This window comes from Corynebacterium pilosum DSM 20521 = CIP 103422, assembly GCF_000373805.1.
Taxonomy (GTDB): domain Bacteria; phylum Actinomycetota; class Actinomycetes; order Mycobacteriales; family Mycobacteriaceae; genus Corynebacterium; species Corynebacterium pilosum.
In genome coordinates this window covers 41,639-62,750 of the sequence record NZ_KB892468.1, presented here as the reverse complement: position 1 = coordinate 62,750, position 21,112 = coordinate 41,639, and the positions used below count along the sequence as shown (strand labels likewise).

16 protein-coding genes and 1 pseudogene are annotated in these 21,112 nt (G+C 57.4%); 8 read left to right on the top strand and 9 right to left on the bottom strand.

What is annotated here, in order from left to right; genetic code table 11:
- Window positions 1–19 precede the first annotated feature (19 nt).
- Window positions 20–370 carry a hypothetical protein gene (locus B097_RS0109535; RefSeq protein ID WP_018582298.1) on the top strand — a complete coding sequence of 117 codons (351 nt, stop codon included), beginning with the start codon at window positions 20–22 and terminating at the stop codon, window positions 368–370.
- On the opposite strand, the gene B097_RS0109530 is transcribed toward B097_RS0109535, so the two are convergent.
- The 5 genes from B097_RS0109530 to B097_RS0109510 form a co-directional block, all read right to left on the bottom strand.
- Entirely contained in the window at window positions 367–1,587 is a 1,221-nt protein-coding gene (locus B097_RS0109530; RefSeq protein ID WP_018582297.1) for a YibE/F family protein, read from the bottom strand. The two genes, B097_RS0109535 and B097_RS0109530, sit on opposite strands and share 4 nt — an antisense overlap.
- 1 nt (window position 1,588) lies before the next feature.
- On the bottom strand, window positions 1,589–2,878 hold the full coding sequence (locus B097_RS0109525; RefSeq protein WP_018582296.1) for a pyridoxal phosphate-dependent aminotransferase: 1,290 nt from the start codon (window positions 2,876–2,878) through the stop codon (window positions 1,589–1,591).
- Window positions 2,879–3,001: 123 nt separating this feature from the next.
- Window positions 3,002–3,511: a hypothetical protein gene (locus B097_RS0109520; protein ID WP_026254441.1), complete on the bottom strand. Its 510-nt coding sequence runs from the start codon at window positions 3,509–3,511 to the stop codon at window positions 3,002–3,004.
- The gene (locus B097_RS0109515) at window positions 3,490–4,080 is read right to left on the bottom strand and encodes a DUF4179 domain-containing protein (protein ID WP_026254440.1); all 591 of its coding nucleotides are present in this window, start codon (window positions 4,078–4,080) and stop codon (window positions 3,490–3,492) included. Before B097_RS0109515 ends, B097_RS0109520 begins: the two co-directional genes overlap by 22 nt.
- Complete coding sequence (locus B097_RS0109510; RefSeq protein ID WP_026254439.1) at window positions 4,073–4,561, bottom strand: RNA polymerase sigma factor; 489 nt, start codon at window positions 4,559–4,561, stop codon at window positions 4,073–4,075. Before B097_RS0109510 ends, B097_RS0109515 begins: the two co-directional genes overlap by 8 nt.
- Before the next feature lie 269 nt (window positions 4,562–4,830).
- On the opposite strand from B097_RS0109510, the gene B097_RS0109505 reads away from it, so the two are divergent.
- The gene (locus B097_RS0109505; protein WP_026254438.1) at window positions 4,831–5,409 is read left to right on the top strand and encodes a DUF1707 SHOCT-like domain-containing protein; all 579 of its coding nucleotides are present in this window, start codon (window positions 4,831–4,833) and stop codon (window positions 5,407–5,409) included.
- 106 nt (window positions 5,410–5,515) lie between these two features.
- Here B097_RS0109505 and B097_RS12825 read toward each other — a convergent pair whose 3' ends face one another.
- Window positions 5,516–7,849, bottom strand: coding sequence for a (Fe-S)-binding protein (locus B097_RS12825; RefSeq protein ID WP_018582293.1), 2,334 nt, complete (start codon window positions 7,847–7,849; stop codon window positions 5,516–5,518).
- Window positions 7,850–8,001: 152 nt separating this feature from the next.
- On the opposite strand from B097_RS12825, the gene B097_RS0109495 reads away from it, so the two are divergent.
- From B097_RS0109495 to B097_RS13890, 3 genes are all read left to right on the top strand, one after another.
- Window positions 8,002–9,258, top strand: coding sequence for an ATP-binding protein (locus B097_RS0109495; protein WP_026254437.1), 1,257 nt, complete (start codon window positions 8,002–8,004; stop codon window positions 9,256–9,258).
- A gap of 304 nt (window positions 9,259–9,562) precedes the next feature.
- Window positions 9,563–10,735: an ATP-binding protein gene (locus B097_RS0109490; RefSeq protein WP_202593326.1), complete on the top strand. Its 1,173-nt coding sequence runs from the start codon at window positions 9,563–9,565 to the stop codon at window positions 10,733–10,735.
- Window positions 10,736–10,759: 24 nt separating this feature from the next.
- Entirely contained in the window at window positions 10,760–11,338 is a 579-nt protein-coding gene (locus B097_RS13890) for a DDE-type integrase/transposase/recombinase (protein WP_081618043.1), read from the top strand.
- 231 nt (window positions 11,339–11,569) lie between these two features.
- Here the strand turns inward: B097_RS13890 and B097_RS0109485 are convergent, their stop codons facing one another.
- A complete protein-coding gene (locus B097_RS0109485) occupies window positions 11,570–15,454 on the bottom strand; it encodes a choice-of-anchor M domain-containing protein (RefSeq protein WP_018582290.1) in 3,885 nt (1,294 codons plus the stop codon).
- Window positions 15,455–15,510: 56 nt separating this feature from the next.
- Between B097_RS0109485 and B097_RS13520 the strand changes: the two genes are divergently transcribed.
- The 3 genes and pseudogenes from B097_RS13520 to B097_RS0109470 all read left to right on the top strand — a co-directional run bounded on the left by B097_RS13520 (window position 15,511) and on the right by B097_RS0109470 (window position 17,176).
- Window positions 15,511–15,714, top strand: a complete 204-nt coding sequence (locus B097_RS13520) for an ATP-binding protein (protein ID WP_147287086.1) — start codon at window positions 15,511–15,513, stop codon at window positions 15,712–15,714.
- Window positions 15,715–15,811: 97 nt separating this feature from the next.
- Window positions 15,812–16,200 (top strand): annotated as a pseudogene (locus tag B097_RS13885) (PH domain-containing protein).
- 364 nt (window positions 16,201–16,564) lie between these two features.
- Window positions 16,565–17,176, top strand: coding sequence for a DUF1707 SHOCT-like domain-containing protein (locus B097_RS0109470; RefSeq protein ID WP_237559269.1), 612 nt, complete (start codon window positions 16,565–16,567; stop codon window positions 17,174–17,176).
- A gap of 157 nt (window positions 17,177–17,333) precedes the next feature.
- On the opposite strand, the gene B097_RS0109465 is transcribed toward B097_RS0109470, so the two are convergent.
- Window positions 17,334–19,784 (bottom strand): (Fe-S)-binding protein, encoded by a 2,451-nt coding sequence (locus tag B097_RS0109465; RefSeq protein WP_018582287.1) that lies wholly within the window; start codon window positions 19,782–19,784, stop codon window positions 17,334–17,336.
- A gap of 70 nt (window positions 19,785–19,854) precedes the next feature.
- Window positions 19,855–21,108 carry a Fic family protein gene (locus B097_RS0109460; RefSeq protein WP_018582286.1) on the bottom strand — a complete coding sequence of 418 codons (1,254 nt, stop codon included), beginning with the start codon at window positions 21,106–21,108 and terminating at the stop codon, window positions 19,855–19,857.
- Window positions 21,109–21,112: the final 4 nt, after the last annotated feature.

Here is a 21,112-nt window from a genome sequence, read left to right as displayed (position 1 = left end):
GGGGCTAAGATGGCTCACCATGAGCGTTGGACGTGCCTACGTGGCTTTTGATCTGGACCAAGTCCCCCACAGCGACATCCAGGATTTTCTGCACTGGTTCGACCTTGCAGCAGAGTTTGATGACGATTCCGGCGCCACCACCCCGATGCTCACCCGCTGGTACGAAACGCTGCTGGCCCGGTACCAGCCCACGCCCGGTTGGGACGGCACGAAGTATTTCGTGGCCAGCGATTTCGTGTGGGCGCGCATCAACGCCCCGGATGCGGAGGAGACGGCCCGCCAGCTCGCGCGCGAACTGGGTGTTGGGTTTTATATCACCGGGGATTCCACCATCGAGGTGAAGCTTCCCGACGGTACGGTTGTCGCTTAACGACGAGCAGCCGGCCGCACCGTCCACGCGGCAATCAGGGTGGTCACCGGCACCGCCAACGTCAAGCCCAAAGCACCCACAGCGGAGCGCAGCAGCTCGGTGGCGACAATATCGTTGGTGAGCACCTGCACCCAGGACGCCTCCGACACCGTGACCAGTAGCAACAGCGGAAGTGCGGTGCCCACATAGGTCAGCACCAGGGTGTAGACCATGGAGGCGATGTGGTCCTGGCCCACCCGCATCGCGGAGGTAAACAGCTGCCAGGGGCTTAAGCCCGGGTCGGCCTCTGCCAGTTCGTTGACGGTGGAGGCTTGGGAGATGGAGACGTCGTTCAGCCCACCCAGCGCGCCGATGATGAAACCGCACAGCATCAAACCGGTGATAGAGACATCCGGTAGGTAGAGCAAGATGGTGAGGTTGTCGTCGTCGCCAAGCCCACGCAGGCCGGTGGTCCTGATCGCTAGGTCTGCAAGCCAGGCCGCCAAACCCAGCGCAATCAGCGTTCCCCCAAGCGTGGAGGCGGACTTCCAGTTCAGCCCGTGCACCAAGGGCACCGTGATGAACATGATCGCCGCACCAGCGACCACCGCTAGCGGCACCGCCGACCCGCCATGCAGCAGCGCCGGCAGCAAGAACACAACAATAACCAGCAGCGACACCGCAATACCCACCAGCGCGCGCAGCCCCCGCCACCAGGCGAAAGCCACAACCACCAGGGCCACCACCACGGCCCACGCAATCAGCACGGGAGTGCGCTGATAATCCGCAAAGGAGTAGTGCTTCGAGCCATCCGGTTGGGTCGACTCGATCATGCGGATCTTATCGCCCTCCTCGAAGGTGGGATTACCAGGCACCGGGTGACTCACCAATGCTGTCCGCTTCCCCTTATTAACGCCATTGGTGATGCGCACGAGCGCCCGCTGACATTCCTCACCAGGCACGTTGCGCACGATCTCCGGTGATTCCTCAAACGCCTGCCCCGTAGAAGGCGAGCTGCACTGGCGATCGTCGACAAGCTCAATCGTGCCCTTCACCTGCGGATGGTTCAGCGCAAACGTGGAGGAAAACTCCGGCGCAACATTCGGCGGTGTCGACGGCGGCCAGAGCAGTACCAGGCCGATCAGCGTGGCGATCAGGGCCACACCCAGGCTCGACAACAGGCCAACACGGAACGGGGAGCGTGACGACGAAGGCTCCTTCGCAGCGTGGCGTCCCATGTTATTGGTGGTAGCTCGCCAGGAAGTTGCCCATGCGCTCAATCGCATTTTCCAGCTGGGATGCCCACGGCAACGTCACCAAGCGGAAGTGCTGATTGTCCGGCATGTTGAAACCGGTGCCCTGCACCAGCAGAATCTTCTCGGCGCGCAACAGATCGAGAGCGAACTTTTCGTCGTCGTGAATGTCGTGCACCTCAGGATCCAGCCGCGGGAAGCAGTACAGCGCACCCATCGGCTCCACCACGGACACTCCCGGGATCTCGCGCAGCTTCTCCACCGCAACGTTGCGCTGCTTCAGCAGGCGGCCGCCCTCGCCGGTGAGCCCATAAATGGACTGGTGCCCACCAAGCGCCACCTGGATCGCGTGCTGACCAGGCACATTCGCGCACAGGCGCGTCCCCGACAGCAGCTCAAGGCCTTCGATGAAGCCCTTCGCGTAGCGCTTCGGACCAGTAATGATCGCCCAGCCCGCGCGGTAGCCCGCCACACGATACGCCTTGGACAGGCCATTGAACGTCACCGTGATCACGTCGGGGGCCACTTCCGCCATGGAGATGTGCTGGGCACCGTCGTAAAGAATGCGGTCGTAGATCTCGTCGGCAAGAATCATCAGGTCGAACTCGCGCGCAATGTCCGCGATGCCCTCCAGCACCTCACGCGAGTACACAGCACCCGTGGGGTTGTTCGGGTTGATCACCACGATCGCCTTCGTGTTGTCAGTGATCTTGGAGCGGATGTCCTCCAGCGACGGGTTCCACCCATCCTCCTCATCACACATGTAGTGCACCGGCGTGCCACCCGACAGCGACACAGACGCCGTCCACAGCGGGTAGTCCGGCGCCGGGATCAGCACCTCATCACCATCATTGAGCAGCGCCTGGGTGACCATCGAGATCAACTCGGACACACCATTGCCCAAGTACACGTCATCCACATCGAAGCGAGGGAAATCGTCGATAAGCTCATAACGCGTCACCACCGCACGACGCGCCGGGATGATGCCCTTCGACGTGGTGTAGCCCTGCGATGTTGGCAGCGCCGCAATCATGTCGCGCATGATCACGTCCGGCGCCTCGAAACCGAAACTTGCCGGGTTGCCCGTGTTCAGCTTCAGGATGGTGTGCCCGTCCAGCTCCATACGCTCCGCCTCGGCCGTGACCTCGCCGCGGATGTCATACGCCACCCCTTGGAGCTTTTTCGCTTCGCCGAATACGCGTCGCGCTTGACGACGAACAGGGGTGCCGGGGTCCTTAGAGTGCGTATCTGTGTGCTCTGTGTGCGCATCAACCATGGGCGTTATTGTGCCACATTTGCAACGTTGAGCATGAACTAAGCGTGAGCTAAGCAGGAATGCGGCCCCGGCCAGAAGTAGGTCGGGGCAGCGTGGTCAGGGCTTGTTGGGCCAGTCAGTTTGCTAACGTGCCAGCGTCGCGGTTCCGATAGTGATGGACTCAACCTGCTCCGGTTCGATGATCTCCCCGTACAGCAGGGAGGTTACACAGACATTAGGTTGCTGGTCGAGGTCGCATGATTGGCCTTGCTGTTCCAGAACGCGGGTGGTGCCGTCGGAAAGCGTGGCGATGGCTTCCGGTAACCCACCAGGCAGGGTTAAGCCTTCCAGCCACTGGCCAGACTCCGGCAAACTGGAGCGGTCGAAGGGGGCGCTGTCGGTATAGTCCACGCTCACACCCAGCGGCGATAGCGTGGCCGAAGTGATGGTCACCTCCGGGTCTGACTGCGCGCGTGCCTGATTAATAGTCAGTGGCACAGAAATAGGCTGATAGTCAAGTTTAAACTTCAACTTCCACGAGCCTTCAGTAATCAGGACATCATCTGGAAACGGAACCCACAGGTCCTGCAATTCCACCACGGCCGTAGCCGCATTGAGATCGATGTCGCCGCTCACGCGGTACTGTTCCACCATGTGGATAGTGTTATCGGTAGGGTCCTCATCATAAAGTAGAGAGAACCATCCTGGCTATTCATCCCGGGCCGAAAATAAGTGTGGTGCGATTTAAAACCAAGCGGGAGAATTCCATCATCACATGCGTCCGGCAGGTTGTTAAAAGCCGTGCCATCATATTTGGCAATGGTGTAGCGGATTGCCACATTACGCTCATCGCCAGTAACCGCATCAGCTGTGATGGTTACGCCATTATCGCTGGCAGACGCCCCAAGCGGCTGCCCAATCAGCTCAAGTGTGCCAAACTGCTCCGCACCAGCACCAAAAATCTCAGCGGCAAAATTTTGCACACTTTCAAATGTGCCAGTGGCATAGGCCGCCCCGCCGCCAACCACAAGACCTGCGGCAACAAAAGCAGCAACCAGGCCCTTAGTGGTACGTGACCCGCCGCGCAGCCGCGACCTGCGCGGTGGAGCAGCACCAAGCTGTGCTACCAGCTGGTCTTTTTCCTGGTCAGTAAAGTGGACCTGGTTCAGTTCCTGGGTGAGGGAAGTGGACAAGTGCTCGTCGTAAAGCGTGCTCTTATGCATGATGAACTCCTTGCAAAGTTGCTGCTAGCGCGCGGCGTGCGTGGCGCAGGCGCTGGTAAATGGCGTCAGGGGTGGAATCGGTCAACTCCGCGATCTCGGTGGCGGAGTAACCCTCGTAGTAGAAAAGGTGGATGGCGATGCGCTGGTCCTCGGGCAGCTGCTGCACCGCCTCCGTCACCGGCGCAGACTCAGGGTGAGTGTGGGTGGAAGGGTGCTCATGCGGGTTGGACTCCGCGTGCAGGCGGTGCGCGGCCGACTTGAGCTGATCCTTGCAACGATTAATCGCGGTGCGCAACACCCACGCCTTCTCATGCTCGGGGCTACGGAAAACCGTAGATGTATGCAGCAGGGCAAGCAAGGTTTCCTGCGTGATATCTTCCGCGTCGGCCCTGTCACCAAGGTAAGAAACGCCCAGGCGCAGGATCATATCGGCGTACTTATCGACGAGCCGCCGTGCTCTTTGATTATCTTCACGTGGCATCCGTGCCTCCCTATGTTGAGCGGGTATTTACTACTAACACGATTGATGGGCGGGAATCCTGACACGGGGGTGGTTTTCTGCGGAACTATGACACATTCGGTCGCCAGTTTTCGCTTTTACCGAAGAAATTTAAGAAACTGGCAACCCAAAAGAGCATTTGTGTCTGAAGCTGTATCGACCCAGCCCACCACTCGAGTGATCCACAACTTCAGGCAGACGCATCTATACTTAGGGCTGTGTGTCAACCGTATCGCCCAATAAACCCACAGATGCGCCTGTCTGATGATGAACGCTCAGATGCTATGAGCGCCCTTGGGCGTGCCCTTGCAGAAGGGCGGATCACACTTCCGGAATACGAAAGCAGAATTGATGCGGTGTGCAACGCGAACAACCGTGGCGAGCTTGCTCCTCTGTTTCGCGACATCCCCCACCAACCCGGAGTAGGTAGCGGTGTGGAACTGTATAGTGCGAATGAGATCGCAGAAACACACCAGCGCGGGAGAAAAACACGAGCTGGGCTGCTGGGGTTGATATCCGTCGGATCCATCGCCGGTATGATTATCACCACAGCAGCGACAGGAAGTGGAGCCGGAGTGGCTTTTCTCCTTCTTATCCCCACTGTGTTTATTCTCTTGTACGTGATGAAGGTAGGGCCGTCTAAGTGGTACGTGCCTAGCCCACGCCAATTGGAACGCCAGCGGATGCGTGAAATCCGAGCGGCCCATGCTCACGAAACTGCCCAACGCCGCATCGAACGCAAGCAGCAGTTCGACCAGCTCACCGGCGAAGCGATGGGACTGGCGCAAAATGCCTTAGACCGCTTCAAGGATAAAGGGAACCGCCAGTAAGGGGCCAGTACTTGCAGTGAAAGCTGGAAAGTCCTGTCTCGCGCACCTCTGCCCAAATCCCCAGACGCCTTCGGCAGGCTGATTCTGAGCTAAGAGTGGCCGTCTCTTAGGACTCTTCCTCAGGGGGAGGTGGAGGCGCGGGGGCGGCAGGAGGCTTTGGCGGAGTTGGCGCGGCTGGTGGCGGGGGAGTGGCAGGAGCTGGCGCGGCAGGAGCCGGCGGAGTTGGCGCGGCTGGCGCCGCAGGAGCTGGTGGTGTTGGTGCGGCAGGAGTCACTGGCTTCGCTGGTGCAGCTGGAGCAGCTGGTGCCGCGGGAGCCTCGGGCTTTGGCTTTGCTTTTGGTTTCGGCGTGATCGTCAGCTCAGCACGCGCCGGGTTGACAAATGCCTTCTCGGACGGAGAGGGCAGTTTGCCGTCGATAAGCACCGAATCACGCAGCAGGGTCGAAACGTCGCGAGGGTTCGCCGCAGCCCCCAACGCCTTGACCCCGCCGTCGAACATGTTGGTGCAAAACGGGCAGGCTGTCGCGATCTCTTCGGCGCCGGTCTCGAGGGCTTGCTCGGTGCGGAACTCGTTAACACGCTGGCCGATGTTTTCCTCCATGAACATGCGGGCCCCGCCAGCACCACAGCAGAAGGCCTCGTCGCGGTTCTTCTTCATCTCAGAGACTTCCACACCGGTGGATTCCAGCAGTTCACGCGGTGGGTCGAACACTTTATTGTGGCGGCCAAGGAAGCACGGATCGTGGTAGGTGATCGGCTTGCGGTTCTCGGGGCCGCGTGGCACAGGCTTCAGTCGGCCGTCACGCACGAGGCGATTCAGTAGCTGCGTGTGGTGGAACACGTCGAAGTGGCCATCAAAATCCGGGTATTCGTTACGGATCGTATTAAAACAGTGCGGGCAGGTGGTAATGATTTTGCGGTGGCCTGCAGGGACACCATCGAAGGTGGCGTTGAGCGTATCGACGTTCTGGGCGGCCTGCATCTGGAACAGGTACTCGTTACCCGCGCGGCGGGCAGGGTCACCGGTACATGTCTCGCCGGTGGAAAGTACTGCGTATTTCACACCGGCTGTCTCCAGCAACTCCACAACCGCGCGGGTGGTGCGCTTGCCATGCTCGTCGTACGCGCCTGCACAGCCAACCCAAAAGAGGTATTCGGTATCGGAGAAATCGTCAACGTCTTCGCCGACAACAGGCACTTCGAGGCCGTCGCGGCGGGCCTCCTCAACCCAGCTGGCGCGTTCGGAATTATTGCGCCCCCAGGGGTTGCCCTTGGTCTCAATATTTTTGAACAAACCAGTGAGCTCAGAGGGGAATTCACTTTCTGCAAGCACTTTGAACCGGCGCAGGTCAGTGATGTGGTCGATGTGCTCAATATCGGTAGGGCATTGGTCCACACAGGCACCGCAGTGGGTACAAGACCACAGCACGTCTGGGTCCACCTCGCCCGCCATGGATAACACATCCAAGCCAGCGTGAGAGTCGTAATTATTGAGCGCCGATTCGCCTAAGTCCAGCATGAACTTTTTTGGGCTCAGTGGCTTCTCGGTATTCCATGCCGGGCAGAGTTCCTGGCAGCGCCCACATTCTGTGCATGCGGTTGTATCCAGCAGCATCTTCCACGAGCTAGGAGTAACAGCGGCATCAAGGTCCACGTCTTCGTCGTCAAGCGCCGGTGTGGAAACCTTACCCAAAGCCTTGCTGCCATCGGGATTGCGCTGGAAGAAGATGCTAAAAAATGCGGTAAAGCGGTGCCATGCCACACCTGCGTTGAAATTCAGTGAGATAAATAGGACGAATGCGAGGCCGCCAAGCAGCTTGACCAGTGCGAACACGGCGACTAATTCAGGTGAGGCAGGTAGCAACTTCGCGATCTGCCCGCTGACAAAATCAGCCCACGGGGCGTTGCCGCCGTATGTTGCGATCTTCGCCGCCTTGACCAAGAGCATACCCAGGCCCTCGGTAAACACGATCGCTTCGATCAGGTACGCGTGCCAGGCAGTGGAATTGAAAAAGCGGGATCTGCGCTCCGAGTTGCCCAGTTTCAGCCGCACCCCGATTAAGAACAGGATGCCCACAATCGTTGCAAGCGCCAGCACTTCCTCAAGGAAGTGATACACGTTCCAATCAGACAGAAACGGCCAACCACCGGCCGGGTTAAAGGTTTGAATATAGGCCTCAAACCACACGATGATGCCAAATAAAAAACCCACCATCACCGCCCAGTGCGCGATATTGACCAGTGGCTTTCCTTTGAAATGGGTGTGCCCGAAGACCTCCACGATCACTCGCCATAAACGCTTAGCCCAATTGTTAAAGCGCGAGATGGTCGTCGGCCCACCTGAGGCCACAAACCGCACCATCTGCACAGCGCGGTAGATGAAAAACGCCCACACTGGAATCGATACCAGAACACCGATCCAGCCTAAGGTCATGGTCATGCGAAGGTCCCTTCTTACTGACAGTCCCCTACAGCCTAAACGGTCGGCCCGACATTGCCATTGTCCAGTATTCATAAGCACGCTTAACGACGATTGTGGGGCCACAGATCCGTGTGACTCTTGGATTTATCCACCGAGGATTGTGAGGAAGCATGAAAAAATACATCCCGCGCCTAGTGGACAACGAGGTACAACGTGGGTTGAAGACATCCGGGGCGTTACTACTACAAGGCCCCCGAGCCTGCGGTAAAACCTCTACCGCGAAACAATGTACGCAGTCATCCATCCAGCTTGATCGAGACACGCCAGAGACAATGCTCGCACACAACCATCCAGCGCTGGCTCTCGAAGGCGTGAAACCGCGTCTTGTAGATGGATGGCGGGTGGTGCCGGGCGTATGGAACAAAGTCCGGCACGCAGTAGATGAAGCAGCAGATAAAGGACTGTTCATCCTGACCGGTTCTGCTACCCCGGAAGAAGAAAGCGCCCGACACTCTGGAGCTGGGCGCATCCGCAGCATTGTCATGCGCACGTTGAGCCTAGCTGAGCGACAAGTGCCCGCGCAGCGAGTGTCTCTGGCACAGATCATTGCAGGTGATCAAGAATTTATCGCTGGTACTGAGGCGACCGGGGAAGATTATGCCCACTGGATTGTCGCAAGTGGATTCCCTGAATTCTTCACGCTCGACTCCGAGGATGCACAAGAGCTGCTTACTGCCTACCTAGAAAATATGTCTGAGCATGATGATCCGCTGCTGGGTGGGCCACGCAGGGATCCACGACGGTTCAGGAGTTTCCTGCAGGGCTACGCTGGATTGGTTGCTCAACCTGCTACAGGCGCTGCGATTCGGCGTCGAATCGGGGAGCTTAGCGGTGCCAGACACGAGATGGCAATGGAAACGGTCAACAGCCTCCATGATTTTGCCACCAGGTTGTATCTTGTTGAAGATCAGCCAGCGTGGGCAACCAGGTTACGATCGCGTACTTCGCTTGTACAGATGCCAAAACGCCATTTGGCCGACCCTGGTTTGGCAGCGGCCCTGTTTGGTGCAGGGCCACAGCACCTGTTGTCCGATCTGGAAACCCTAGGCATCTTATTCGAATCAATGCTGGTCCACGATCTAAGAGTCTATGCCCAAGCACTACGGGCGCGCGGAGTTTTCCACTTGCGCGACACAAAGGGACGACAGGAAATGGATGCCGTGCTTGAATTGCGCGACGGCACCTGGATCGGCTTTGAGACGAAACAGTCCCACCACCAGATTGATCAGGCAGCCGAACACCTGAAATCAGTTGCCACAATTGTTGAGCGGCCACCCGCAGCCCTCATTGTGATCATCCCTACCGGGCCGGCGTACCAGCGTTCGGATGGCGTGTGGGTTGTCCCACTGGCTGCGCTCGGATCGTAAGTTGCTCCAGTGATTTACCCAAATGTTAAAGCTCGACAAGCGCGAGATGTGTGTTGGACAGCATCCACAAGGTTCGGCTAGAGCGCGCCTTAGGAAGGCCGAGGAGCTGAACGCCCGCATCGGCCCGCAGCCTGCTATTGAACCTCATGGACGCGCGACAGGGAATCAAGCCTTTATCGAGACCACCATCAGCAAACGCCACGATCCACTGCTGACCAATAACTGTCGATTATAATCGACAACAAAGGCCAGATAATCTATTGTGTCGATTATGATCGACAGGATAGTCCCTAGGCCACGCTACGTGGAGAAGATTCTCCCGTTAGTCGATAAACCGATGGTCAAGGTATTGACGGGTGTAAGGCGCTGCGGGAAATCAACGATTCTCACGCTGATCCGTAACCATATTGTGGAACACAATCCCCACGCACAGATAGTGGAGCTCAACCTCGAATCGGCTGTAGGTTTGCAGATTGAAACGGCTGAACAACTCCTCGATTACGTCGCAGAAAAAGTGAATACGCAACAGCCGGTGTATTTTTTCTTCGATGAGATCCAATCGGTAGGCAACTGGCAGCGTGCGGTCAACGCTTTGCGTGTTGATTACACCAGCGACATTTACCTCACAGGCTCCAACGCCACACTGCTCTCCGGCGATTTAGCCACCCATCTTGCTGGGAGATATGTCGCGTTTCATATTCAGCCACTTTCTTTTGCGGAATTCCTCGAATTACATAAGGACCGTTTTCCTTCTGCACGTGAGGCGTTCGACATATATCTGATTTACGGCGGATATCCGGAATTAAAGTTTTTTGATTTTGCACGTGAGCAGTCTTTGTCCTACTTGACCACTGTTTATGATTCCACGGTGTTGCGGGACGTTATCAAGTATCACCACATCCGCGATGTGGACGTGTTCCACCGTATCGTCGATTACTGTCTGCGCAATGTAGGCACAACGTTTTCCGCACGGTCGATGGAAAAGTATTTTAAGAATGAGGGTAGAACCGTCAGCGTAGACACAATTCTTAACTATCTTTCCTTTTGCCAACAGGCCTTTCTTATTGATAAGGTGCCGCGGACCGACGCTTATGGGAAGAAAAGCCTGAAGGCTAACGAGAAATATTACTGTGTGGATCACGGCCTACGGGAGGTCGTTGGTGCCTCGAATACGGCCGACATCAATTTAGTATTGGAAAATATTGTTTACCAAGAGCTTCGGTCCCGCGGATGGAACGTTCAGGTGGGGGCAGTGGGAGCTTACGAAGTCGATTTCGTGGCAACAAGGGGGTTAGAGAAGCACTATTTTCAGGTGGCCTATGTGCTTGCCGACGACAAAACCGTGAAAAGGGAGTTCCGTAGCCTTGAGGAGATTCGTGACAATTATCCGAAGACGGTGCTTAGTATGGATGTAGTGGACTTTAGCCGGGGCGGTATACTCCACCGAAACATTGTGGATTTTTTGGTTGACGTGTAAGAATCACTAACACCCCGGCTGTCGATGTGTCCGACTGGTCCAGGTTTAATCACGTTCAGGCTTATTGCTGACGAGCTCGCCGATCGTGGATATCGGCTTTCCGAGTGGCGTGTGTGGCGTCTGTGTCACACAATCGGGGTCGCTTCTGTAATTTCCCGCCGTAGAACCCGCACCAGGAGAGCTGGGGATCCGGTCCATGATGACCTGCTCGCCCGCCACTTCCACACCGATGAGATAAACGTCGCGTGGGTCACGGACATGACCGAGCACTGGACCGGTGAGGGCAAGCTGTATTTGTGTGCGATCAAGGACCTGTGTTCACGCCCAATCGTTGGGTATGCGACTAGCGCACGGATGAAATCATCCCTCGCGGTTGCGGCACTCGAGGACGCAATGAGGAAGCGCGGCGAGCCTAAGGGCGTGATCGTTCACTCCGGCCGAGGCTTGCAATTTGGATCCAGGAAGTTCCGCGTTGCGTCGAAAGCCTACGGTGCGAAAGGTTCGATGGGCAGACCGTCCACGCCGCCACCACCCCACCTGATGACATCCAACACCTCATCAACGCCATCCACAAGTAGGGATTTCCGCACTAAATTGACCTAAGTCAGGTATGAAGCTAATCCCGTTCCAACCAAACCTGGTTCTAGGTACCGCTCAACTTGTAGAAATGGTGCTGTATCTCTTTGAACCGCCGATTCCACAGTGGTTGTCCAAGACGATTGATTACTCGCGCGTGTGGGGCTACCGATTCTAGTCGGGCTGGTAGAGCACGGTACGGGCTCAGCCTTCGCACCATGCTCTACCATGCTCTACCTTCGCGTCGACAGGAGTCAGCTATTTGAATCCAAAGAATGCTCCGATGCCGCCTAGGTTCTGCAGGATGAAACCTGTGGCAAGTACGCCAATAACCGTAGCGGAGATCCCAAGGATGGAGCCAACCACTAGTGGTACAAACCATGAGGTTGAGGGTTGCGGTCGACGATTGTCGTCATCCTGATCGCTTGGGTCTGGATCTGCTGGGTTCGGATCAGCTGGAGGCTCTGCTGGCGCTGGCGCTGGAGCTGGATCTGCTGGGGTTGGGTCTGGCTCTACCGGCGTTGGAGCAGGCTTTGCGGTTCCGGGGTCGAGAGATGCGCCAGGTGTAGTCACCGTGGTGATGGCCTTATCTCCGAGTGCGAAGGTGAGAGTTTCTGGCTCCGAGGTGATTGTGGTGCCGTCGATAAGCGTTGCCTCATAGGTCAAATCGAACTGGTAGACACCAGGATCTGAAAACGCCCAATTCACGTGAGTGTGGGAGGCGAAATCAGTGCTGATGGTGTGATCACCTGTGGTGGAATCAATCAGGACGTCACTTCCGCCAAATCCATCCGTCAGGAAGACACCCCAAGAAGCATCAGCCGGCACGTTCTTCGGGCGAAGAACGAGGTTGACCCCTTCTTCGGTGTAGTCAGCATAATTGAGGGACTGGGTGTTATATCCAGGCCAAATGATGTGCGGGTTTTGCTGCTGTGGCAGAAGATAGAACTTTTCTCCTACCTGCCCCATAAAGTTGAACTTCTCATTGGCCCAACGATTGCTTCGGGTCTGCAACGCATTGTCACGAGCCACCAGAGCGATGGTATCCAAGTCCTGGCGTTGGCGTCCCCGCTTCACCAGGTTTGTGTCATCAAGGAGGGCGGCGACAAATTTATCACCTTCACGTTCCACCGCGATGTCAACGTGTCCACGGTCAAGGGCGATGAGCGAAGCGGTGTTCTTATCGTCGCCTTGGTCTTGTGGCCCTGGAGCAGACGGCTGTGGCGTTGGCGTAGGCGTTGGTTCCTGCGCGGGTGGAGTAGTACCGGGGTTAGCCTGGAACTCGTTGATAGCGGTATTGCCCACTGCAAAGGTCAACGGCATAGGCTCCGATGCAACAGGTGTACCGTCAGGGTTTTTTGCCTGGAAGGTGACATCGAAAACGTAGCGGCCAGGCTTCGAGAATGACCAGGCCAACGGGGTGTCGCGGGTGAAGAAATCGGACACAGTCCCAATGGAATAATCTTCGGTCACAGAGCTGGCGTGTACCACTTGGCCTGTGTTCCACGAGAATTCGTGAACACCCCAGCTAGCGCCCTCAGGGATCTGCCTTGGAGTAAGTACCAAGTTCACTTCGCGCTCGAGAAAGTCGTTGTAGTTCAGGTTATACGTGTTGTACCCCACCAGTGGGAGGTTATTCACGGGATCGTGTGGCAGGTTGTAATACTGGCCGCCACGTGGGCCCATAAAATCGAACTTTTCCTGGTTGTATTCACCACTGCGCGTGGTTAGCGACGCATCGTTAACCCCGATGGCCAGTGAACCAGGGGAGGTAACCTCCTCAGAGTCTTTCACAAGCGTTGTGGTCAAGGCACCGTCTTGATAGTTTGCGGTGATATTGACTGCACCACTGGTAGCAACAGCATCTCCAGCAACCAGCGGTACTGACGGTTGTTGCCCGTCGCCAGGCTGTGGTGTATCAGAGCCTTGATTTGGGGTAGTTGGCTGTGAGCCTGAAGAATTGTTGGAGGCAGCTCCGCCGATTGTGGCATCACTGACAGCAAAGCGAAGCGTTTCTTTCTTAAACTTCGTTGGGAACTCTTCAGGGTGGCTACCACCCGCATAGTGCGCACGGTACTGGATCTCAAACTCGTAAATACCTGGCTGCGTGAATACCCAGTTCAGTTTATCGTCGCTACGCTCGGTGGTTTCGATCGCAGTGGTAGAGGTGGAGTCCAACACTACTCCCGAGGCATGATAAGCACCCCATTGCGCACCAACTGGGGTGCTGACAGGGGTGACGTGCAAGGCTAGGCCTTGGTCGGTGAAGTCGTGGTAGTCAAACCCGGAGGTTGTGTAACCTAGCGTCGGGCTAGTGGTGGAATCCTCAGGCAGGAGATAAAAATCTGGGCCAGGGGACTGCAAGAAATCGAAGGTAGCGGCTTCGTCTTTGGATTCCCGTGAGACAAGCTGGGAGTCCTGCACGCCGAGAGTAATGGTGCCGGGCACATGATCAGGCCCATCGGTTCCTTCGCGGAGGTACGTGTGCACCTTGAAGTTATCGTCCCACTCGCCAGTAATGGTGTACTCGCTAGTGGTGACTACCTGCGTATCCGCTGGAAGAGTGACCCCGTTTTGATTGGGGGTGTCAGGCTGTGGTGCCTGTGGATCTTGGGGAGCAGGGTTACTGGGCTGTGGTGCTACCGGGGATGGCTGATCGGCGGATTCTTCCAGCGTGGTGGAGTAGGTAAGCTCCTTGGCGTTCCACTCACCCGGAATGATTTCTGCTGAAGTCACCCGTGTATTCGGATGAGGGTAGAAGGTGAACTTTGGTGTATAGCCTTCATAGTCCCCGCCATCTTGGAAACGGATCGTTGCCTTACCGTTGTTGACGGTCATCTGGAGTGGATATTCCGCAACTGAAGCATCCGCGCTGGCGTAGACTCCGCCTTCAATAAAGCCTCGGATCTTCGGATCGGCGAAGCTTAGCGTTGCAAGTGTGTAGTCGCTGTCGTGCGGATCGGCCACCATGGTTACTTCTACCGAGGTGTCACTAGGGGTGTGTACTTCTTGGCTCAAGGGGGTATGGCCAGGGATCTGGCGCTTGTCCTGGATGGTGGAAGCATCATTTTGAGAAGTCGTGGAAGCAGTACCGCCTCGGGCGACGGCAACTGGTCGAGAAATCCAGCGTGGATTGTCACCCTCAGGGGTAAAGACAGCCTGGATGCTTGCTTCTCCTGCAGCGAGGAGCTCATCGTAGGAGGCGGTACCGTTTTCTACTTCGATATCGGTAAGGAAGTAGCCGTGGTTCAGCAGGGTCAACGTCCCGTTGACAGTGGGGTCTCCGGAGTCGAACGTGATGGTCGAGAGATGTTCGTCACCATCTTTCTCCGGGTTAGCCTTAGGCGCGATGTTAAGCGAATAGTTCTGCTGAGACGCATCGCCTGGGTGGGCATCGTCGTAACGTTGCTGCAGAGAGGGGGTCTGGTGGTCTACTGGCTTCAGCCCACCGACTTGGATAGCCAGTTTCTGTGGCCCGGAGGAAATCAGGTTACCCTGCTTATCGCGTGCCGACGATTGGTAGGTGAGCACATACCGGCCCGGCTGGGTGAAGGTGCTCCAGTTGTGGGTGTGTTGGCCTACATTCAGGCGGGCGGAGCGGAAACCTTCATCACTGGATGACATGAGGCGACGCAGGTTTTTCCAGTCACCATCGTTGGTGTAGCTGAACATTTCCACTTTGCCGGGACCTTCTACGTCGAGAATGTCCAAAGCAATAGTGCCGTCGCGGAAGTCGTCGGCGGGGATATTCGCATCAGCACCAAAACCTAGCCACACTGGGTTATGCCCACCACTGGTAAAGGCAGGGCTGGCATAAAGAACTTCCCCGTCTTCAGCCAGGAAATCCAATAGTTCATCATCGGTGACGTTGAACTGGTATTGGTTGTTGCCTTTATCGCTCCACCCTTTACCAATCCATACGGCTGTTTCTTCCAGGGGATAGTTGTTTTCCTGGAATTCGTTCTTCAACTCGAACGTGTTCCTGTCAAAGTTGAAGAAGGTCTTTGGTGCGTCCACATGGCCTTGGGTGGTGATGGTTTTCCCATCGTCTGGTCCGGCGTGTACTGGGCTGGCCACCAGCACGCCGCCCAGTAGGGAAAGGGCGGTGGTGGTGGCGATGAGATGAAGATGCCTCTTCTTCATGGCGGTGAAAACCTTTCTTAAGTTGTATGAGTTTGCTGAAAGTATACTGCAAAAGAATGTCGTTTTCACTAGGTGGAGGTGGGATGTGTCGCGAGTACAGAACGAAAGGCAAGCGCTGGCTAAAAACTAACGGAAAATACTATTTTGTTGATCCGGGCCTGCGTAACGCGCTGCTTGGCAGCCGCAGCTTCGATCACGGCCATGACCTGGAAAATATGGTGCACCTCGAGCTGCGCCGCCGGGAACCGCGTGCTACTTGATTACTGCTGATCGTCTTGCTCCTGCTACCGGGAATGTTGAGAGGATCGATGCCTTGGCATTTCTTGGTAAAACTCCGCAGCTACTACGCTAGAAAGCATGGGATTTTTTGATTCGTTCATGGGCAATGCCAGCAACGCAGACCCACAACAAGTCGTCGAGAGCTTGAGGCAAGACCGTATTTTGCTTCCACAGGAAGAGGTTTTGAACGCTTTTAAGCTTTTCCGGGATCTTGTTGTGTTTACTGATTGGCGCATCATCGCCATCGATGTGCAGGGGTTAGCGGGAAGAAGAGGTCTTACCAGACCATTCCCTATAGTTCCATTAGCCGCTTTGCGGTAGAAACAGCGGGAACAATGGATAGCGATAGCGAGATTAGCATCTATGTTTCTTCGTCGACCACGCCGACTCTTGCCTTGGAGATTCGTGATGAGCGCGCGTTGATCGACGTCCAAACCTTGCTTGCACGTGCACTGCGCGGCCATTAGCCAAAGCGCCGCGACTTGCGCGTGACGACGAACACCCGCCCGCAATCCGCTCCAGTACCAGCCAAACTCATAGTGCGCTGTCTACTAGCCGAAAAATAGTTGAGCCCCTCTATTGGAACTACGCCACTGACATGCCTTTATCCTTCACAATCGACAGATTGTTGGCCCGAGCCTCGATCCGATATCGCCGAGGTTGCTACTTAAGCAAGCCTAGACCGGATGGGGCAGCCGAACAAGTGTCATCTTCGGTCGTCCTGGCTGAGGAGGGGGGAATTAGCTTGCGTGTCAGCCAAAAAGTGCATGATGTTGCGGGCGCGGACTCGTGCGTCTGCTGCAACCATGCAACACACCTATACTTGGCGTTGTGAGCCACCCATACCGACCAGAGAACCCGCAGATGCGCCTGTCTGATGATGAACGCTCTGATGCCATGAGCGCTCTGGGGCGTGCACTGGCGGAAGGGCGACTGACGCTTTCAGAGTACGAAAGCAGGATCGGCGCGGTGTGCAACGCGAACAACCGTAACGAGCTTGCTCCTCTGTTTCGCGACATCCCCCACCAGCCTGGAGCGGGCACCGGAGTGGAGCTGTACAGCGCGAATGAGATCGCAGAAACACACCAACGAGGCCAGAAAACCCGTGCCGGGCTGCTCGGGCTGACCACAGTCGGATCGATTGCGGGCATGATTCTTACAACAGTGGCAACCGGGAGCGGGATTGGCGTGACATTCCTTTTGCTCATCCCCGTCGTGTTTATCCTGCTGTACGTGATGAAGGTAGGCCCAGCCAAGTGGTACGTGCCCAGCCCGCGCCAGCTTGACCGCCAGCGGATGCGTGAGATCCAAGCAGCCCACGCGCAGGAGACTGCTCAACGCCGCATTGAGCGCAAGCAGCAGTTTGATCAGCTCACCGGTGAAGCGATGGGGTTGGCCCAAAACGCACTGGAGCGCTTCAAAGACAAAGGGAATCGCCCTTGATCTGCGTATTCGCATGCAAGTAACACACGCCCATGTTCGGCATTCGCGTACGTTCGGTATTACCGAACGGCAAGGCGTTCAACTACATGCCGATCTCTAGGTGTCTTGAACCACCCGATGAAAACTGAACCCCAATGATCGTCGTGGGGGTGTGATTTTAAGGTTCTTCCTCACTTAGCAGTGCTGGTGGCGGTGGCGCGGGCGGCGCTGGGGGAGTAGCGGGGGCGGCCGGAGCCGCAGGTGCAGAAGGCGCGGCAGGTGGAGTTGAGTTGGGAGCGGGAGGAGCTGGGGGAGTAGCGGCTGGTGCTGTAGGTGGAGTGGGGACCTTGGGGGCGGGAGGAGCCGGAGCCGCAGGTGGCGCAGGCGCAGCGGGTGGCGTGGCGGGAGCGGCCGGAGTTGGTGCTGGTGGAGTGGGCGCTTTGAGAACTGCCGGAGCGGATGGCGCAGCTGGGGGAGTAGACGGAGTAGCCGTGGCGGAAGACTCAGACTCAGGCTTGGACTGGCGTTCTGGCTTTGCTTGAGGTTTCGGGGTGATCGTCACCGCAGCACGCGACGGATTGACAAAAGCCTTCTTTGCGGCAGCGGGCAGTTTGTCGTCGACAAGCACCGAATCGCGCAGCAGGGTCGACACATCGCGGGGGTTGGCCGCCGCCCCCAGGGCTTTCACGCCACCGTCGAACATACTGGTGCAGAACGGGCAGGCTGTCGCGATTTCCTCGGCCCCGGTTTCAAGCGCTTGCTCTGTGCGGAACTCGTTCATGCGCTGCCCAATATTTTCCTCCATGAACATGCGCGCGCCACCAGCACCACAGCAGAACGCTTCATCCCGGTTCTTGTCCATCTCAGCCACCTGCATTCCGGTGGATTCCAGCAGCTCACGCGGCGGATCAAACACTTTATTGTGGCGGCCCAAGAAACACGGATCATGGTAGGTGATCGGCTTGCGGTTCTCGGCCGTGCGCGGCACCGGGGTCAAACGCCCGTCACGCACCAGGCGGTTCAGCAGTTGGGTGTGGTGGAAGACGTCGAAGTGGCCGTCGAAATCGGGGTATTCGTTGCGGATCGTATTAAAACAGTGCGGGCACGTGGTCACGATCTTGCGCTGGCCAGCAGGTACACCGTCGAAAGCAGCATTGAGCGTATCGACGTTCTGGGCGGCCTGCATCTGGAACAGGTACTCATTGCCGGCACGGCGGGCAGGATCACCTGTACACGTCTCACCAGTGGAGAGCACAGCGTACTTCACACCCGCGGTTTCCAGCAGTTCGACGACGGCGCGGGTGGTGCGCTTGCCGTGATCGTCGTAAGCGCCGGCACAGCCCACCCAGAACAGGTACTCGGTGTCGGCGAAATCGTCGATATCCTCACCGACGACCGGCACCTCTAGCCCGTCGCGGCGCGCTTCCTTCACCCAGCTTGCGCGTTCCGACGAGTTCCTTCCCCAAGGGTTGCCCTTCGTCTCAATATTTTTGAACAGGCCGGTGAGCTCGGAAGGGAACTCGCTTTCGGCCAGCACCTTGAAGCGGCGCAGATCGGTGATGTGGTCGATGTGCTCGATGTCCACGGGGCACTGGTCCACGCACGCGCCACAGCTGGTGCACGACCACAGCACATCCGGGTCTACCTCGCCCGCCATGGACAGCACGTCCAGGCCGGCGTGGGAGTCATAGTTATCCAGAGCCGAATTGCCCAGGTCCATCATCAGCTTCTTCGGGCTCAGCGGCTTGCCCGTGTTCCACGCGGGGCACAGTTCCTGGCAGCGGCCGCACTCGGTGCAGGCGGTGGAGTCCAGCAGCATCTTCCAGGAGGCAGGGGTGATGTCTTCGTCGTCAAGCGTCGGCGTCGGTAGCGCGCCCAGGGCCTTGGCGCCCTCGGGGTTGCGCTGGAAGAAGATGGTGAAGAAGGCGGCGAAGCGGTGCCACGCCACACCCGCGTTGAAGGTGCGGGAGACGAAGATCACGAAGAGGAGGCCGCCGAGCAGCTTCACCAGCGCGAACGCGGATACCAGCGCGGGCGAGGCCGGAAGCAGTTTCGCGATCTGGCCGCTGATGAAATCGGCCCACGGCGCGTTGCCGCCATAGGTGGCGATCTTCGCGGCCTTCACCATCAGCATGCCCAGGCCCTCGACGAACACAATCGCCTCAATCAGGTACGCGTGCCAGGATACGGAGTTGTAGAAGCGGGAGCCGCGCTCCGAATCGCCCAGTTTCAGGCGCACGCCCACCAGGAAGAGGATGCCGACGATCGTCGCCACCGCCAGCACTTCCTCCACGAAGTGGTACACGTTCCAGTCCGATAGGATCGGCCACCCGCCAGCCGGGTTGAAGGTTTGGATATAGGCCTCAAACCACACCACGATGCCGAACAGGAAACCCACCATCACCGCCCAGTGCGCGGCGTTGACCAGTGGTTTCCCTTTGAAATGGGTGTGCCCGAACACTTCCACGATCACGCGCACTAGGCGCTGGCCCCAGTTGTTGAAGCGGGACGTCGTCGTCGGCCCGCCCGAGGCAATAAACCGCACCAACTTCAGCGCACGGTACAGGAAATATGCCCACACAGGGATGGAAAGCAGAACGCCGACCCAGCCAAGCACCGTAGAAACCATGCCCTTAGCCTAAACGGTGCCGCCCGGTTTCAGGCAGTCAGTATTCACGCATGGCGCTTAACGACGATCGCTAGGCCGCATCGAGGTGGAGTAACCGCACGCCGTCGTCCGTCAAGCCGACGACGAGGGGCTTGTTGCTCAACTTCACAATGAAACCTCGTTGCTCAAGTGAATCCAGAGCGGGGCGCACTGTTTGCTTCGAGCGGCCCAAAAACGATGCAATCTCGTCCCAGTTGGCCCCTCTGCGCGGGCCGAACATATATACCTGGCCGAGCAGAAACAACGTTTGCATTTCATAATCATTGAGGCCGTGGGGGTTGTCGTCAGCCCATTCGGCCATCAGTGTGCCCAGAGCATTGAGAGAGGCGCGCTTGTCATGCAGGAATTCCTGCCTCGCCTCTTGGGCGTGCACCAGAATTTTCAGCATGCGCTCTAGGAAGAACGTCGCTTCACCACGGTTAAGTGGGTGCTCTGTGTCCAAGAAGGCCTTATAGTAGGCATTCTTTTCCCGCATGATCCCGGCAGAAAGGGACAGTGCGGTGGGAGAAGAGAGCACGTGGCGCAGTCTTAGGTCCAGAAGGAACCTGCCGAAGCGCCCATTACCGTCATAAAACGGATGGGTATGTTCCAACATGAAGTGCTCAATGAAGGCACCTGCTAAGGAAGGGACATTGGTTGTGGAATGGATCCCCAACATTGTCGTCAGCCGGCCGTGAATATCTGCCTCCGTGGCTGCCCCGCGGCGGATCGGCTCGTGGTGTCCGGCATCGAAGATGGAGACGGGGCCAGCGCGGAACAGCTCACCGTCCAGCTGATCCTCGGCCGAGATCTCGTCGGCAAGCAAGGAGTCATAGAGCTGGCGCAGATCCTGCAGGCTGGTTGGGGGTTGTGCGTCCGGGCTTTCGTCGAAAAGCGCGAGGTAGGACCGTGCCATTTCCTGAAACCGTTTAAACGCAGCACTGTTGCTGGGAGTTGAGCGGGCGGCTTCGAGGGCTTCGCTGACTTCTTGCCGGGTGGAATGGATATTTTCGATCTCGTTCGTGGACTGAATTTCGTCCACGAGAAGCGAAAAGAGGTAATGGTCCTGCACGGCCCCCGGGAGCGCCGACCACAGCCGCGAGAGGTGAAGCTCATTGGTCCACACACGCTCGACCAGCGTTGCAAGCTCTGCGGTGAGTACAACAAAAAGGTCGAAGTCGCCGACCCTGTAGTTGAAGCGGAGGGTCGACGGGCCGTTGAGCCGGGCAGCTAACTCGCGGTCCACTGTAGCCGCAGCGGGCTGCTGGGCCTGATGAAAAATGGTCTTCAGCGGCTTGTATGACACGTCG

What these genes read in the sequence shown, in the direction of transcription:
- B097_RS0109525 (WP_018582296.1), bottom strand. Translation starts at nt 2,878, where the DNA reads ATGGTTGATGCGCACACAGAGCACACAGATACGCACTCTAAGGACCCC.
- B097_RS0109510 (WP_026254439.1), bottom strand. Translation starts at nt 4,561, where the DNA reads ATGCCACGTGAAGATAATCAAAGAGCACGGCGGCTCGTCGATAAGTAC.
- B097_RS0109535 (WP_018582298.1), top strand. Translation starts at nt 20, where the DNA reads ATGAGCGTTGGACGTGCCTACGTGGCTTTTGATCTGGACCAAGTCCCC.
- B097_RS0109495 (WP_026254437.1), top strand. Translation starts at nt 8,002, where the DNA reads ATGAAAAAATACATCCCGCGCCTAGTGGACAACGAGGTACAACGTGGG.
- B097_RS0109520 (WP_026254441.1), bottom strand. Translation starts at nt 3,511, where the DNA reads ATGGTGGAACAGTACCGCGTGAGCGGCGACATCGATCTCAATGCGGCT.
- B097_RS13520 (WP_147287086.1), top strand. Translation starts at nt 15,511, where the DNA reads ATGTCGTTTTCACTAGGTGGAGGTGGGATGTGTCGCGAGTACAGAACG.
- B097_RS12825 (WP_018582293.1), bottom strand. Translation starts at nt 7,849, where the DNA reads ATGACCATGACCTTAGGCTGGATCGGTGTTCTGGTATCGATTCCAGTG.
- B097_RS0109485 (WP_018582290.1), bottom strand. Translation starts at nt 15,454, where the DNA reads ATGAAGAAGAGGCATCTTCATCTCATCGCCACCACCACCGCCCTTTCC.
- B097_RS0109465 (WP_018582287.1), bottom strand. Translation starts at nt 19,784, where the DNA reads ATGGTTTCTACGGTGCTTGGCTGGGTCGGCGTTCTGCTTTCCATCCCT.
- B097_RS0109505 (WP_026254438.1), top strand. Translation starts at nt 4,831, where the DNA reads ATGCGCCTGTCTGATGATGAACGCTCAGATGCTATGAGCGCCCTTGGG.
- B097_RS0109515 (WP_026254440.1), bottom strand. Translation starts at nt 4,080, where the DNA reads ATGCATAAGAGCACGCTTTACGACGAGCACTTGTCCACTTCCCTCACC.
- B097_RS0109530 (WP_018582297.1), bottom strand. Translation starts at nt 1,587, where the DNA reads ATGGGACGCCACGCTGCGAAGGAGCCTTCGTCGTCACGCTCCCCGTTC.
- B097_RS13890 (WP_081618043.1), top strand. Translation starts at nt 10,760, where the DNA reads ATGTGTCCGACTGGTCCAGGTTTAATCACGTTCAGGCTTATTGCTGAC.